The organism is Polyangium sp. 6x1, from assembly GCF_029946515.1.
Classification (GTDB): Bacteria; Myxococcota_A; Polyangia; order Polyangiales; family Polyangiaceae; genus Polyangium.
The window spans coordinates 113,885-128,571 of record NZ_JARZHH010000013.1 but is presented as its reverse complement, the minus strand read 5'-3'; the positions used below and the strand labels follow the sequence as shown (position 1 = coordinate 128,571).

12 protein-coding genes are annotated in these 14,687 nt (G+C 69.5%); 6 read left to right on the top strand and 6 right to left on the bottom strand.

Going from position 1 to position 14,687, the window contains the following annotated elements; genetic code table 11:
- Positions 1-78 precede the first annotated feature (78 nt).
- The 4 genes from QHF85_RS15430 to QHF85_RS15415 form a co-directional block, all read right to left on the bottom strand.
- Positions 79-954 (bottom strand): alpha/beta hydrolase, encoded by an 876-nt coding sequence (locus tag QHF85_RS15430; protein ID WP_281327937.1) that lies wholly within the window; start codon positions 952-954, stop codon positions 79-81.
- Between the two features lie 462 nt (positions 955-1,416).
- Positions 1,417-2,868, bottom strand: coding sequence for an outer membrane protein transport protein (locus tag QHF85_RS15425; protein WP_281327936.1), 1,452 nt, complete (start codon positions 2,866-2,868; stop codon positions 1,417-1,419).
- A 23-nt stretch (positions 2,869-2,891) separates the two neighbouring features.
- On the bottom strand, positions 2,892-4,658 hold the full coding sequence (locus tag QHF85_RS15420; RefSeq protein WP_281327935.1) for an acetyltransferase: 1,767 nt from the start codon (positions 4,656-4,658) through the stop codon (positions 2,892-2,894).
- Complete coding sequence (locus QHF85_RS15415) at positions 4,655-6,466, bottom strand: hypothetical protein (RefSeq protein WP_281327934.1); 1,812 nt, start codon at positions 6,464-6,466, stop codon at positions 4,655-4,657. Before QHF85_RS15415 ends, QHF85_RS15420 begins: the two co-directional genes overlap by 4 nt.
- Positions 6,467-6,714: 248 nt before the next feature.
- Here QHF85_RS15415 and QHF85_RS15410 point away from each other — a divergent pair, with 248 nt between their 5' ends.
- Genes QHF85_RS15410 through QHF85_RS15395 form a run of 4 tightly spaced genes read left to right on the top strand, consistent with a single transcriptional unit; the run spans position 6,715 to position 11,039 of the window.
- The gene (locus QHF85_RS15410) at positions 6,715-7,851 is read left to right on the top strand and encodes a hypothetical protein (RefSeq protein ID WP_281327933.1); all 1,137 of its coding nucleotides are present in this window, start codon (positions 6,715-6,717) and stop codon (positions 7,849-7,851) included.
- 48 nt (positions 7,852-7,899) lie between these two features.
- The gene (locus QHF85_RS15405; RefSeq protein ID WP_281327932.1) at positions 7,900-9,348 is read left to right on the top strand and encodes a GuaB1 family IMP dehydrogenase-related protein; all 1,449 of its coding nucleotides are present in this window, start codon (positions 7,900-7,902) and stop codon (positions 9,346-9,348) included.
- Positions 9,349-9,394: 46 nt separating this feature from the next.
- Positions 9,395-10,078, top strand: a complete 684-nt coding sequence (locus tag QHF85_RS15400) for a hypothetical protein (protein WP_281327931.1) — start codon at positions 9,395-9,397, stop codon at positions 10,076-10,078.
- 10 nt (positions 10,079-10,088) lie between these two features.
- Positions 10,089-11,039 (top strand): ferritin-like domain-containing protein, encoded by a 951-nt coding sequence (locus QHF85_RS15395; RefSeq protein ID WP_281327930.1) that lies wholly within the window; start codon positions 10,089-10,091, stop codon positions 11,037-11,039.
- A 1-nt stretch (position 11,040) separates the two neighbouring features.
- On the opposite strand, the gene QHF85_RS15390 is transcribed toward QHF85_RS15395, so the two are convergent.
- Both QHF85_RS15390 and QHF85_RS15385 read right to left on the bottom strand, forming a co-directional pair.
- Entirely contained in the window at positions 11,041-11,427 is a 387-nt protein-coding gene (locus tag QHF85_RS15390; protein ID WP_281327929.1) for a hypothetical protein, read from the bottom strand.
- Between the two features lie 39 nt (positions 11,428-11,466).
- Positions 11,467-12,432 (bottom strand): serine/threonine-protein kinase, encoded by a 966-nt coding sequence (locus tag QHF85_RS15385; RefSeq protein WP_281327928.1) that lies wholly within the window; start codon positions 12,430-12,432, stop codon positions 11,467-11,469.
- Between the two features lie 50 nt (positions 12,433-12,482).
- On the opposite strand from QHF85_RS15385, the gene QHF85_RS15380 reads away from it, so the two are divergent.
- A complete protein-coding gene (locus QHF85_RS15380; protein WP_281327927.1) occupies positions 12,483-13,589 on the top strand; it encodes a hypothetical protein in 1,107 nt (368 codons plus the stop codon).
- Between the two features lie 120 nt (positions 13,590-13,709).
- Positions 13,710-14,648, top strand: coding sequence for a hypothetical protein (locus QHF85_RS15375; RefSeq protein ID WP_281327926.1), 939 nt, complete (start codon positions 13,710-13,712; stop codon positions 14,646-14,648).
- Positions 14,649-14,687: the final 39 nt, after the last annotated feature.

Sequence of the window (14,687 nt, the reverse complement as noted above, 5' to 3'; positions counted from 1 at the left end):
CGTACGAAGGCGGTTTTGAGACCTGGACTACGGTTCAAAGCCACATTCGACAGGGCGCCGGTTTTTTGACGGAATCCGTCATTGTTGCGGGAACACGCTCAGAATTCGGGCTCGGACCTGCGGCCACTTGAGGGAGGCGGGGGTAATCACGTCGAAGTGGTCGGCGCCGTGAACTTTCTTCAAGGAGACCTGGTCACCGGCGGCGTGCGCATGGTCGCGATAGTTCTCACTCGACGAGAGCGGGATGATCTCGTCGGCGGTCCCGTGCACGAGCACCTGCCGCACGCCGATCGGCACGAGCTCGCTCGGGTTTGCCTCCGCATAACGTTCCGGAACGTCCGCGGGCGTGCCGCCGAGGAGCTGATCGGCGAGGGTCCCGCAGGCGCCGCGCGCCACGGGATCGGCGATGTCGAGCACGCCCGCGAGGGAGACGGCGGCCGAGAGCGGGAGCGGATCGGCGCCGCGGATGCTGCTCGACGTCGGGAGATTCGGGCGCGCGGCGGCCCAGATGCCGAGGTGACCGCCGGCGGAGTGGCCCACGGCCGCCACGTGGTCGAGATCGAGATCGTAGACGGGGGCGAGCGCGCGCAGCTCGTCGATGGCCGCGCCTACGTCGAGGAACGTCTCCGGATGTCCGTCATCCGATCCGCCATACGTGATCCTATGGAATTCGATGTTCCAGGTGGCGATACCCTCGCTCACGAGGTCCTCGCCCATGTCGCTCATGAGCTCGAGCCCGAAGACGGTGGTCCAGCAACCGCCGTGGATGAGCACCGCGACGGGATGCGGGCCACACCCCGAAGGGACGCGCAGCTCGCCGAACTGGTCCGGCTCGGGCCCATACGAAATGAGCATGGGCCCCGCAACGACGGCGTTCTTTGCCTCCTCCGTGAGGGCTTCGGGCAGATCGTCAGGGCCACCGCCGCAACCGACGAGGCCCGCGAGCGCGAGCATTCCGATCGGTCCAGCACGACGGAGACCGCGGACGACATGAAGAGCACGGCGACGTGATGGCAGGAGGGGCGTCATGATTCAATGACAGCAGGAATGCCGAGAAGGCACAAGGGTCTGCCGTCAAAACCACGACGCACCTTCGACGCATGAGAAAAGGGACCTTCTTCGTGCTATTGGCTTGACAAATCCGTCAGCTTGGCGAGAATGCCCGCGCGGCTCGGGGGCGGGTCGACGAACGCCGCGAATGGACGGCGTCGTCCCTACCGCACGTCCACGCTCACCTGCAGGCTCCTCCCCTCGACCGGGATGGCTGGCCGCGCCGATCGCCGGATTCGCGCCCGATCCCAGGGCGTGCCACGTCGGCGCATCGCCCGAGCTGCCCCGAAGCCTCCCCCTCCTCGGAATCGTCCCCCTCCTCGCAGCGAGGCGCCGGCCTCGACGCCGAGACCGTACGTCCGCCCGTTAAAACCGCGCCTTCGCGTGCCCGCCGAGGTATCCGATGGCCATCGTATACCTGCCATTGCCGACGTCGCTCCGCGAGGTCGTCACCGTCCTCGGCAGCATCCCCTGCGCGCGCGCGTCCGCGTGCAGATCGAGCCATTGCGTCGCCCGGACGACGGCGCCGAGGCCGCCCACGAAACGATGCCCATCCGGCGAGCCCACGTCGATCGTCTGTTCGGGCGAGGCCGGCGATTGATAGCCCATCGTCGCGGACATCGTGAAGAGCTGCGAGATCGCGAAGCGCCCGCTCGCCTCCACCCACACGGTGTCGTTCCACGCTCGCGGCAGGATCGCCCGCACCGACGGCCCGATCCCGAGCTTCGGCTGCGCGAGCGACGGCGATCGGGTCGTCACGACGAACGCGTCCACGTCCGAATAGGTCACATACTGGACAAACCCGTCGACGCGGAAGGACCGGGTCGCCTGGTACGACGCGCCCGCCGTGATCCGCTTCGGGAGCCGGAAAGCGAGCTCGGCGTCCCCTTCGACGAGCGGCGGATATCGGAGCCCCTGCGCGGCGAGATCTTGCGTGAAGAACGGATCGTTCATGTCGAGCGCGAAGCGCCCCCGGTAACGCATTTGCGCGCCGTGCTGGTAGACGAGCGCGAGGCGCACGTCGGTCGTGGGCAGATACAGAAGGCCGATGTTGAACGAGATCCCGTGGCTCAGGGCGTTCGTGATCGAGATGGGCCGCGACAGTACGTCGAGCTCGCGCACGTAGCTCGGCGCGTTCGGCCCGAAATCGTTTGGCTGGCCAATCGGCGGATCCGAGAACGCGCGCTGAAACTCCGGGAGCTCGGCGAAGTCTTGTTTCTTGGAGAGGCTCGCGAGCCCGCCCACGTACGAGACGCCCGCGCCGAACGAGAGGTTTGGCAGGACGCGCACGGCCGCGCTCGCCGTCACGTACGACGCGACGATGAAGGCCTGCTGGAGCTGCCAGGCCTGCGGGCCGTTCTTCGGAAAATCGAGGGCCGCCGCATAAGGCACGTACGCGCCGAGCCCGAGGACGAGCCGCCGCCGGGCGAGGGGCCATGCAAAAAACAGATCCCCCGTCGGCGCGAGCGGCGTCGCGACCACCTCCCCGGAAAAACCCCGTTTGTCCGGGGCCGTCTCGCCCACCGGCATCGGCCCTCGCAATCGCAAGCTGTCGGGCGTCTGGTACGTCCCTCGCCGCTCGCGACGATACCCGACGCGCCCCGCGACGAGCCCCACGCCGCCGAAGAGCTCGGGTCGATCGATGTCGGCGAGCGCCGCGGGATTCCAGTGAATGGCCGCGCCGTCGGAGATCGTCGGCCCGGATTGCCCGCTCCCCACGAGCGGCGCGTCGAGCCCGGAGGCGCCCGCGCTCTGCGACGCGAGGAGCGCGCCAAAGACGAAGGGCAGGGACGCAATACGCAGCGGACGACGTGACATGGTGCTCTCCCCCTTCGATCGATTCACGACGCGCGCGTCACGACGAGCGCGAGCCGGTGCAGGCTCGGCTTCTCCTCTGCGACAATCTCGAAGACGCGCCCCTCGGCGTCTCGCATGTAAAGCCGATCGCCCGGCTCGATACGCACCTTTTCGTGCGTGGTGTCCCCGTCGATCTCGACGCGCGAGGATACCTTCCGCGTGAGCGCGGGATCGGCGAAGAACCCCGGGCTCGTGTAGGCATAGGGCCGCACGGCCTTGCCCTCCGCGTCCTTGCGGATGTCCTCGGGCGCGACGAAATAGAGCCAATCCTCCGCGCTCCCCTCGGGCTGCACGTAAAAGAAATCGGCGTCTCCGCGGGTGTTCTGCGTCAGCGCCTCGGCCATCTCCCGCAGCGTCGCGGGGCTTTCCTCGATGTTCTCCCGAATCCGCGCGACGACCTCCTCCGTCCGCACGCCCACGGACACGTCACGCACCGGCATCACGACATTCGCCGCGCCCTCCGCGAGACCCCCGTCGTGCATCCGCGCCTCCGCGACCTCGAGCAGCATGTCCCAGTAATACGACGGCCGAGGCGGCGGCCCTGTGAGGATCACGCTCGGATCGAGCTCGATCTGCACCCACCCCTCGCCGTCGATGCACACCCGTACGGCCTCGAAAGGATCCGAGACCTCGCCCGCCGGCGAATACGTGGTGCAATGGGGCGGGATGTGCTTCGCGAGGCGCCGCCCCGTCTCGGCGAGGACCCGCTCCTCGGACCACGGCGCCGCATTCCAGACGGGCGAATTGCCGAGCGGGCGAGGATCCCGCCTCGTCCCGGGCGCGAGGTAGGTCGGGTCCTCCGCGATCGTCATCGTCATCTCCCGGATCGCGAGATCCTCCGCGAGCCCCTGCACCTCGAGCCACCGCGGATCCTTGAAATCGAAGGCGCGGCCCATCTGCCCGCCGATCGAGTTCACGCTGGCGACGCGCGCGTGCGAGGCCTCGACGCCCCTGTACGGCAATGCATTCACGTCGAGCCGCACCGTCATCCGGAAGCCCCCGTCGGCGGTCGAGAGGCCGGAGGCGGACAGGAGAAACCCGGGATGCGCCGGGCCTTCCGGGCGCGCGGGATCGAGCGGCGCCCGGCCAAACCGCTCCGAGAGCGACGCGAGATCCGTGGCCACGTCGTAGAGGGTCAGGGCGATTTTCCCCTTCTCGACCTTGTAAAGGCCCTCGGGGTGATCGGCGGTCACCGGCCCCCTGCGGACGCGCGCGCGCGGGTGCGTCGCAATCACCTGGTCGACCACGACGTCGGTGACGATCGATCGCGGGGCGAGCGGCTCATTCGGTCCCACGCTGGCGAGGTCCGCGAGGATCCGCGAGGGCGAAATCCCGACCGCCTCGCCCACGGCCGAAAGCCCCGCGAGCGACGTGCCTTCGAGCCGCGCGCTCGCCGGCGTCATGTTGAGCAACGCGAACATGTTCCACGCCGGCTGCGGGAGCGCTTTCGCCTCCTCCTCGGGGAGGCGCGTGAATCGATCGAGCGCGTTCGCCACGAGCGGCCGGAGATCCATGTCGAGCAGCCAGGTCTCTTCGAGGGTTTTTCGAGGCAACCGGCGGAGCTCCTCCGGGCCGAGCGACTGCGCGAAATCCTCCACGTCGAGCCGCAAATACCGCAGCGTGATCTCGCGGCTCTCGCCCACGGCGAGCTCGCCCTCGGGCGGGGGCGGCGAGAGCGTGACGGGCTCGACACAAGCGGCGGCCGAGGCGCCGAGGAGGGCCAGCAGCGCGAAACATCGCTTCCTGGTCATCGCGACCTCCGCGAGGCGACCTTCTCGAAATCGACGACCATGTCGCGTCCCTCCTCCTCGGGCACGAGGATCCGGATCTCGTAGACGTCGCGCGCGTCGTCCTCCGCATAAAGCACGAGCTCGCCCGGCGAGAGCGGCACTTTTTCGTGCTCCGTGTCGGGGACGCCAGGCATCTGCCGCTTCGATACGCGGCTCGCCTCCGCGAGATCCGGGCTCTTGAAGAACCCGGGGCGCTCGTAGCCATACGCCTTCGGACGGTCCGAGCCCGCAGGATCAGGCTTTCGATCGGAGGGGGCCACGAAATAGAGGAGCGGCGGGCCGCCCGCCGTCCCTCGGCGCACGTAAAAATCGAGGTCGTGGTTGTTCTCCCAGAACCGCCCGACGATGACGTTCGCCATGAAGTCCGCTTGCGATTGCAAGCGCGGGCGCATCGCCCGGACGAGCTCGGCGCCGCTCGGGCCGATCCGCACGTCCCGGAGCGCGAACACAGGCCTCGCCGCGCCCTCTGCAATGTCCGGGATGCCGTCCCCCGTCGGATCGTGCAGCGAGATCTGCGCGACCTCGGCCAGCAGATCCCACAAGAATCGCGGCTCCGGCACGGTGACGCCCCGGATCGCATTGGCAAACGTGATCCACCCCGGCGGCGCGCCGCCCTGCCCGATCTGCACGCCGACCAGGCATTCGCCGTTGAGCCCGACGTAGCAACGATCGTACGACCGCTTTCCGTATGCGCGCCGCGCGCCGCTCGTGACGATCGACTCCAGGGAATACGGGCGGCAGCCGGGATCGGCCTCGCACGAAGGAATGAAGTGGTCCGCCTCGACGGTCGCGAACCGCATGTCGACCCTGGGCACGTCCGCGACGCCCTGGATCACGAGGCGCTCGGGATCCTCGAAATCGAACGACAGCGGCGCGCTGCCTTCCATCACGAACATGTCGCCGCCGCCGGACGAGAGGTCGACCCCGCGCACGCGGCGCAGGTTCGACGTCGCGACCACGCGCATGCGGAAATCGGGGCCGAGCACGTCGCTGCGCGTGGCGAAATGCGCGTCGTCCGGCACGAGCACGCCGGGGTGCACGCCTTTCACGGGGCCGAATTTCTCGGGCAACGTCGAGAGGTCTTTCAAAGCATCATAAAGGCTCACCGGGAGTTTTCCCGAGGGTTCGTCGATCCCCGGATGCGTGCCGAGCAGGTTCTCCTGGAGCGCGCGGACCAGCGCCTCCGTGGGCACGACGGGGGCCGTCCGCGCGATGCCGAGGCTCTCGGCGAGCACCTCGGCGAAATCGAAGCGGAACGTGCTCGGGTTTTGCTCGACGAGCGCGGCGAATGTTTCCAGGCTCGTCCCCGAGAGGTCCGCGTTCGCCGGCGTCATGCCGAGCAGACGCGCGAGGGCAAACTCGGCCGAGGTGCGCCACGCGGGCCCGAACGTCCGGCCGAGCTCGGTCTCCGTGCAATCGAAGCGGGGGCTTTTCTGGTCGAGCTGCCAGCCCGTGCCGCAGGCGTCGCGGATGTCATCGAGGACGTTTTCGAGCAGCGCGGTGGAGTCGACGTCGAGGATCCGGATGCGCCGCGCGGATTCGCCGAACATTCGAAGCGCCTTTGCCTTGTCGAGCTCCAGCGTGATCTCCTCGGCCGCCTCGGGACCGGGCAAGGCGAGGAGGAACCGATTCGCGAGAATCGACGGAGCGGCCTCGTCGGGCTCGACCGGCGGATCGACGGAAGGGGGCTCGACGGTCGCCGAGGGGCCGCCGCAGCCGCCGAGCGGGAGGCAGAGGAGCCAGAAACGGAAGCGTATCGAGGTCCGCATGGAGCGCATATCTCCGTTGGAACGAAAACGAGGGGTCGTGAACGCCCGAGACGCTTTACGCGATGCGGCAAATTCACGGGCCACGGCCGCCTTCTCTCCCGTTCCAAACGAGATCGTTGGGCGACGCCATGCTCCGTCAACGGCATGCGCGCGGCGCGTGGCTCGGCCGTCCTGAACGCTTGACCTCCAACAAAGGAAAGCCATAGGATGCCCATTTCAAGAGGCAACCGCCTCTCCACGGAGCCCCCATGCGCCGCTTCCTCGCCCCCTCGCTCGCCGCCGTCGCGGCGCTCGTGACGTTATCGACCGCCCCGGACGCCGAGGCCCAGGCGTACCGCGACGGGCCGCCTCCGCAGCACCGGATCGTCTATAACGATTTGACCCTGTTCCGCTGGAACCCGCTCGGCCTCATCACGGACGCGCGTTTCGTCTACCGATACCGCCTTTACAAGAGCGAGAGCACGGCGCTCCGGGACAATTTCATCGGCATCGGGCTCGCCCCCTCCCTGAGCGGCGCGTTCGCCCGCGGCGGCCCCACGATCCAGATCCAGCCGGCGAGCTTCCTCCAGCTCTGGGCGCTCTACGAAGGGATCGCGTATTTCGGCGCGTTCAACTTCCTTCAGTCGTACCCCACGGCGGACGCGACGAAGGTGAACTACAGCGACACCGAGCTCGCGCGCCGCGGCGACCTCGAAAAGGGCGCTCCCGAGAAAAACTACTCGACCACCGGCACGCAGCTCATCGCCGGCGCGAACGTGCAGTTCAAATTCGGCCCCGTCGCCGCGCGGAGCCTCTTCCGGTTCGGCCGCCCCGACATGAAGCTGCGCCAGGGTGACCGCGTCTTTTACGATATCTTCTACGATCTGCTCGTGGGCGACGGCGGCCTCTGGTACTCGAACGACGCCGATCTCCTCTACCAGGGCCTCGACAACCGCCTCACCGTGGGCGTGCGCTGGACGACGGGCCGTGCGTTTTACCAGGACGAACATTTCGGGCCCGACGACGACAAGACCCGCGGGCCCGGCGCGATTCACCGCGTCGGACCCATCGCGGCGTGGACGTTCAAGAAGCCGGACGGCGCGGCGCTCGAGCCGACGCTCTTGCTCGTCGCGAACTGGTGGCTGAAATCGCCTTATCGCACGGGCCAGGACGTCTCGCAGGCCGTCCCCTACATCGTCCTCGCGCTGAACATCACGGGCGACCTCCTGCCCGCCCCGGAGAAGCCGAAGGCCGAGCCCGAGGCCACGAAGCCGACGCCGAGCGAGCCGCCGGCCGCGCCCGAGCCCGCAAAGGATCCCGCGCCCGTCCACGAGCCGACGCCCGCGGCGCCGGCCGAGCCCGCGCCCGCCGCTCCCGCCTCGCCCGACGCCGCCAGCCCGCAATAAACCTGGCATCCGCTCGTCGTTTTCGCCGCATTCGGCTACAGTTGCCGCATGCGATTTCTCCATCCCGAGCGGGACGAAAAGCTCGAGCTCGCGCTCGAAGACGTCTTCCTGACGCCAGGGTATTTCGAGGGCGTCTCGCGCCTCGACGTCGAGCTCCGGCCGGTCGATTTCACGGGCGGCTCGCACCCGATCGTCTCGGCGAACATGAATGCCGTCACGGGCAAACGCATGGCCGAGACGATGGCCCGCTTCGGCGGGCTCGGCGTGCTCCCCCAGGACATGGCGCTCGATACCACCGAGCGGATCGTCCGGCACATCAAGGGCGCCGATCCCCGCTACGACACGCCGCTCGTGGTCTCGCCGCGCGAGAGCCTGCGCGACGTACAAGGCATCATCCGCAAACGGTCGCACGACATGGTCGTCGTCGTGGACGACGAGCGCCGCGTCCTCGGCATCGTCACGCACGCGGATCTCCGAGATCGGGACCAGTACACGCCCGCCTCGGCGCTGATGTCCTCGCGCCTCGTGACGATCCCCGCGGGCACGCCGAACCGCGACGCATTTCTCCTCATGGAAGAGGCGCGCGTGAAGGCCGTGCCCGTGCTCGACGCCCAGGGCAAGCTCGTGGGCGTCTTGACGCGCGACGACGCCGTGCGGCTGGAGCTGCTCCGGCCGAGTTTGTCTGCGGGCGGCGAGCTGATGGTCGCGGCCGCGGTGGGCATTTCGGCGAATGCGCCCGAGCTCGCGCGGCGGCTCGTCGACATCGGCGTCTCGGCGATCGTGCTCGACACGGCGCACGGGCATCAGCGGCGCATGATCGAGGCCATCCGGGCCGTCCGGAAGGCCATCGGCAGCGCGGCTCCGCTCGTCGCGGGCAACGTGTGCACGGCCGAAGGCACGCGTGATTTGCTGGAGGCGGGCGCGGACGTCGTGAAGGTGAACGTGGGGCCGGGCGCGATGTGCACGACGCGCATGCAGACCGGCGCGGGCCGGCCGACGTTCAGCTCCGTGCTCGTGTGCGCGCGCGAGGCGCAATCGCGCGGAAAACACGTATGGGCCGACGGCGGCGTGAAATACCCGCGCGACGTGGCCCTGTACCTCGCGGCGGGCGCGTCGCGCGTGATGGTGGGCACGGCGCTCGCGGGCACGTACGAGAGCCCCGGCGACGTGAAAGAGGACCGCGAGGGCGCGCTTTACAAGGAGAATTACGGCATGGCGAGCGCCCGCGCCGTGCACGACCGGACGGCGGACATCGATCCGTTCGAGCGCGCGAAAAAAGGCTTCTTTCGGGAGGGCATTTCGACGTCGCGCATTTACATCCAGGAGGGCAAGGAGAGCGTGGGCGCGCTGCTCGTCGACATGATCACGGGCGTGCAATCGGCCTGCACGTACGCCGGCGCGCGGAGCCTGCCCGAGCTCCATGAAAAGGCGGTGATCGGGGTGCAGACGCTCGCGGGGTACGGCGAGGGCAAACCCCACGGCGCCGTGCGGCGCTGACGCGGGGACGCTCCCGGCGGAGGCGATTTTCGGGTAGGCTCCGGGGATGCGCTCGCCGCTCCTCGCCCTGGTTCTCCTCGCCTCCGCGCCGGCGTGCAGCAGCGAACCCGAAGGGCCCCGCGCCTCGACCACGTTCACGCCGGACGAGCTCTCGCTGTACGCGGAGCTTCGCACGAACGGCGGCACGGCCCAGGTCCTCGTCACGATGCTCGGCGACGGGACGGGCGTCACGCTGGAAAACCCCGATCGCCTGAGCCTCGCCGTGCCCGGCGGCCCCGAGCAGACCCTCGTCCCCGGCGGCTTCGGATATGTCGCGCAGCTCGAAACGAGCGCCACCGAGCTCGACCTCGTCTTTTCGCGCGGCAGCCAGCGATTCGTGAGCAAGCTCGTGGTGCCTCCGCCTTTTTCGATCGTGGTCCCGAGCGCGCCCGCCTCGCGCGCGTCTCCCATTCCGATCAACTGGGACGCGGCGGACGGCACGTTCGAGACGTGGCTCGACGTGACGGCCCCCTGTTTGTCATGGCCGATTTCGCGGTATTTTGCCCAGGATCCCGGCGTGTATGCGATCCAGCCGGCCGACCTCGGGATCGAGCCCGGGACGAAGGACTGCGATTTCCGGGTGTGGATCACGCGGTCGGCGTCGAGCGGGACGATCGCGCCCGAGCTCGGCGCGTCCCCCGCGCCCGGCGGACTTCAGATTCGCTCGATTTCGATCCCCACCTCGCCGTGAGCACGACGCCATGAACAAAAGGCACCTCGACAAACTCATCGCCATGATCATCGCCACGACGGCGCTCGGGGCGCGGGGGCTCGCGTGCGGGCCGTGTCCGGACAACATTGCGCAGATCCCACTCCTGCCGCCGAGCAGCGATGGAGGCGTCGAGGACGCAGGGGACTGGATCGCCGACGAATGCCAGCGCAAATGCCCGAACGGCATCTCGTGCGTGCCGGCGTCGATCCCGCTCGAAGACGGCGGCACGATGCCCGCGATCGAGTGCACGCAGATGTCGGATTGCAGCGCGGGGCGGCGGCCGCTCGGGCAGAGCGTTCCGGAAAAACGTTTGGACACCAAGGATCTCGGGGCGCCGGGCGAATGGCTCGTGCACGCGGCCGCGCTCGAAGCCGGGTCGGTGCTCGCGTTCCGGGAGCTCCGGCGGGATCTCGCCGCGCTCGGCGCGCCGCGGAGGCTCCTCCAGGCGGCCTCGCGTGCGGCCGAGGAGGAGAAGCGGCACACGCGACGCACGCGGGCGCTCGCGCGCAGGTACGGCGCGCGCGTGCCGGGACCAACGACAGGCGAGGCGCGGCGCGCGTCGCTGGAAGAGCTCGCGACGCACAACGCGGCCGAGGGCTGCGTGCGCGAGGCGTTCGGCGCGCTCGTGGCGCGGTGGCAAGCGACGTTCGCGAAGGATCCTGAGGTGCGCGTCGCAATGGCGCAGATCGCCGACGACGAGGCGCGGCACGCGGCGCTCGCGCATGCGATCGACGCCTGGGCGAAGCAGCGGCTCGCTCCGGGAGCGCAGGCGCGCGTGGAGATGGCGCGGCGAGAAGCGGCGCGGGCGCTCCTCGCCCCACGGGCGCGTGACGCCGGGCGCGACGAGGCGCTCGGGGTCCTCGGCTTGCCCGATGCGGCGGAGATGGAGGCGCTCGCGAAAAGGTTCGTCGCGGCGATCGGGATCGACGCCGCGGCCTGAATCAGCCCTTTTTACGGCTGTGGAGGACGATCCCGAGGGCGAGAGCGCCGAGGGAGGCGAGGAGCGGCGTGCTCCCGAGGGCCAGGCCGATGTCTTTGCACCCGTCGGCTTCGGCGTACCCCATCTCGCGGATGAGCGTTCGCTGGGACGCGTCGATGTAATCCCCTCGGAGCGCCTCGTCCGTCACGGAGCGGCCCATCATCGCGCCGACGGGGCCCATCCCGACCGATGCGAGCGAGACGAGGACGCCGAGCCCCGCCGCGATCGCGCCGCCGAGCGGCTTCTTCAAGGCCACGAGCAAAAAGCCGATCGCCGCAACGGCAATGCCCACGATCCCGAAGAGCAGAATCACCCACGCGGGCCAGCCGCACCCTTTGAACGTCTCCACGAGCGCCGATGGGACCGCGCGAGGCGCGTGATGTCAAGCTCAGCGCGGCGGCCTGTCGCCCGCGCGAATGCGCCCCTCGGCGACGGCCGTCGCGTACGGCGGCGCCTTGCCAGCGCGGAGCGAGTAGACGTCGAAGCGCATCGTCGCCGCGTCGGGATAACGCGCCTCTTTGTGGAACGCGAGCGCGATGTCGACGACGCGGCAAACGGGCGCGGGGATGTGCGGCGCGAGGGACGCGAGCGGCTGCGCGGGCCGCGTGGCCGCGGCGACGAGCAGGAGCGCGCCTTCGAGGTCGCCGTGCACGTAACGGCCGCCGAGCAGGCGGAACATCGTCGCGCCGAGCGCGAAGATGTCGGTCCGGCCGTCGAGCTCCTGGTTTTTCCCCATCGCCTGCTCGGGCGCCATGTACTCGTAGCTGCCGATGGCGACGCCCGTCCTCGTGGCCGTCTTCTCGGGCAGCTCCGCCGTGCCCTCGGGGAGCGCGTCGACGCGGGCGATGCCGAAATCGAGCACCTTGATCCGGCCGTCCCTGCCCGCGTGCAGGTTCTCGGGCTTGAGGTCGCGATGCACGATGCCGAAGGTGTGCGCGACGACGAGCACGTCGAGGACCTTGTGCGCGATGCGCAGGACCTCGTCGACGGAGAGCACGCCCTTGCGCGCCATGCGATCGAAGACGGTCTCGCCGTCGAGCAGCTCCATCGCGAGGAACGCCGCGCCGTCCTCGGACACGCCCGACTCGTAGACCTGCGGCAAACCTTCGCAGAGCGGGCCGACGGCCGCGAGCGCGCTGCCGATGGGCCCCTCGCGGAGGAACCGCTTTCGAAGCTCGGAGACGTTCTGCAAATAGGGGTGCAGGACCTTGACGGCCGCGGCGCAACCATCGGCGCGGCGACCAAGAAAGACGCTCCCCATGCCGCCGATGCCGAGCACGCGCTCGATCGTCCAGCTGCCGACCGACGTGCCGATGCGCTTCTCCGCGATCTCCTCGTCCGATTCCGACATCATGCGCGGCCGAGGCTACCACGACCGCGCCGCGAGCGGGTTACACTGCCGCCATGCGCCCGCGCTCAAGTTTTCTTCCCGGCCTCTTGTTCGCGGCGATGACGCTCCCAGCGGCCGCGTGCTGGCTCGACCTCGACCGCCTCGGCGCGGGCCTGCCGAGCGCCGCGGCCGGCGGCGGGAGCAGCAGCGCGAGCAGCGGCGGCGGGGGCGGAGGTCCCGGGGCGCTCGTGCTCGAATGTGATCCGTGTCCCGAGGGCGGGTGTACGCCCGTGTCCGTCGCGGAAGGGCCCGCATCTGCGCTCGGCGCCGCGGATCTCACCGTCGGCAGCGACGGCGTGTACTGGGTGAACCAGGAGGGCGGCGAGGTGATGCGGTTCGTCTCGGGCACGGATGCGCCGGAGGCGCTCGCGAGCGCGGTCGCGCCGCGCAGCCTCGTGGTATGGGACGGAAACGTGTTTTACGGGGACGACGAGGGGCTCTGGTCCTGCACGGCCGACGCATGCATGGACACGCGGAAGAAGCTCGCGCCCTCCGTCGCGCAAGGCACGCTCGGGCGCGTCGCGTTCGACGGGGCCTCGGTCTACTGGACGGATCGCGGCATGGCGGAGAGCGACGGGCGCGTGTACGGCTGCGCGCCGGGCGACTGCGCCGCGCCGAAGGCCTATGCCACGGGGCTCTTCCGGCCGGACACGATCCTCGCGAGCGGCGGCCAGCTCTTCTGGGTCGAGTTCGGCAATGGCAACGCCAATGGCGCGATCTACCAGGGTTCGTCCGGGGGGAACGCGACGACCGTCGCGGGCGGGCTCGTCTTCCCCGCGTCCGTCGCCGTGGACAACGATTCGTTTTATTATCCGTCGTGGCAGCCGGGCGGCACGATCCAGCGGTGTGCGAAGGGCACGTATTGCGGCGGACCCACGGTGATCACGCCCAGCGAGGCCGGGGAAAAACCCTTCGACGTGGCCGTCTCCGGGGGGCGCGTGTACTGGAGTGAAACGACGAACGGCGCGATCCGGAGCTGCCCCGCTTCCGGATGCGGGGCCGAGGCGCCGCGCGTGCACGCGAGCGGGCGGACGGGTCTTTCGCGTTTCGCGCTGGGAAAGGCGTGTATTTTCTGGGTGGACGCGACGGACGGCGGGAGCGTGATGAAGGTCGGACGATGAGCCGCGTTTTCAAGCGCCCGGACCCCATCGCTTGACAGCCGCCACGACTCGTGGCAGCGGGCGGGCGCGCGAAAGCGTCTGTGCCGGCGCCGGAGGGGCCCGGCGGGAAGGTATGTCGTCGTGCTCGGTCTCCGGGAAACGTGGTTGCGTGCGTGGGGCATGTCCGCGGCGCTGCTCGTGGGGATGGTCGTGTCGCCGGGCGAGGCGCGGGGCGGGGACGCGCCGCGCTGCTCGGCGTGGCGCGCGGCCGGCAAGGGCTACGAGAAGCTCGAGCTCCGGACGTGCGCGCCCGCCGAGGACACGAGCGACGAGAGCGACGACGAGGACGAGGTCTCCGCCGTGGAGATCAAGAGCGGCTATGAGGACGCGCTGAAGGTCCGGGTCGAGATCGTGACCCGCGGCGGCGCGACCGAGCAGCTCGACGTGAAGCTGAAGAACGGCGAAAACGCGGCCGGGACGTGCAAGGCGTGCCGCGGGCACGACGACGTGAAGAGCTTCCGCGTCACGGCGCAGGACGGCGTCGGCGAGGGCAAGGACGCGACGCCCGAGCCGCTGCAAAAGGTGGCGGGCACGAACCACATGGAGGTGCTGGCCCGCGATCTGCGCCTCACGGACACGAACGCGAAGCGGCTCGACCGCATCGCGACCCGTTATCACAAGGCGACGAAGAAGCGGCTCGTTGTGACGGGCGGGACGCGCACGCCGCAGCGGCAGGCGCAGCTCATGTTCGACAAGCTGAAGCGCGGCGACGACGTGGTGGCGCTCTACGAGAACAAGGCCGCGGCGACCGAGGTGCGGAACGCCTATCGCGACGCCGCGGGCCGCGGGGAGAAACGAAAAGGGACGATCCGCGCGATGCGCGAGGTGATCGAGGCGCAGATCGGGCGCGGGACGTACGTGTCGAAGCACCTGAAATCGGGCGCGGTCGACGTGCGGTCGTGGGCCATGGACGGCGCGCTGGAGAAGGCGCTGCGCGAGGCCGTGAAGCAGGAACCGGGCGTGACGCTCATGGACGAGCGGGACGGGCCGGAGCCGCATTTCCACCTGAATCTGCCCTGATCGACGGGCCTTGGGCGCGCGCCCTTGACCTCGGTCGTC

What these genes read in the sequence shown, in the direction of transcription:
- QHF85_RS15430 (WP_281327937.1), bottom strand. Translation starts at nt 954, where the DNA reads ATGCTCGCGCTCGCGGGCCTCGTCGGTTGCGGCGGTGGCCCTGACGAT.
- QHF85_RS15425 (WP_281327936.1), bottom strand. Translation starts at nt 2,868, where the DNA reads ATGTCACGTCGTCCGCTGCGTATTGCGTCCCTGCCCTTCGTCTTTGGC.
- QHF85_RS15420 (WP_281327935.1), bottom strand. Translation starts at nt 4,658, where the DNA reads ATGACCAGGAAGCGATGTTTCGCGCTGCTGGCCCTCCTCGGCGCCTCG.
- QHF85_RS15415 (WP_281327934.1), bottom strand. Translation starts at nt 6,466, where the DNA reads ATGCGGACCTCGATACGCTTCCGTTTCTGGCTCCTCTGCCTCCCGCTC.
- QHF85_RS15410 (WP_281327933.1), top strand. Translation starts at nt 6,715, where the DNA reads ATGCGCCGCTTCCTCGCCCCCTCGCTCGCCGCCGTCGCGGCGCTCGTG.
- QHF85_RS15405 (WP_281327932.1), top strand. Translation starts at nt 7,900, where the DNA reads ATGCGATTTCTCCATCCCGAGCGGGACGAAAAGCTCGAGCTCGCGCTC.
- QHF85_RS15400 (WP_281327931.1), top strand. Translation starts at nt 9,395, where the DNA reads ATGCGCTCGCCGCTCCTCGCCCTGGTTCTCCTCGCCTCCGCGCCGGCG.
- QHF85_RS15395 (WP_281327930.1), top strand. Translation starts at nt 10,089, where the DNA reads ATGAACAAAAGGCACCTCGACAAACTCATCGCCATGATCATCGCCACG.
- QHF85_RS15385 (WP_281327928.1), bottom strand. Translation starts at nt 12,432, where the DNA reads ATGATGTCGGAATCGGACGAGGAGATCGCGGAGAAGCGCATCGGCACG.
- QHF85_RS15380 (WP_281327927.1), top strand. Translation starts at nt 12,483, where the DNA reads ATGCGCCCGCGCTCAAGTTTTCTTCCCGGCCTCTTGTTCGCGGCGATG.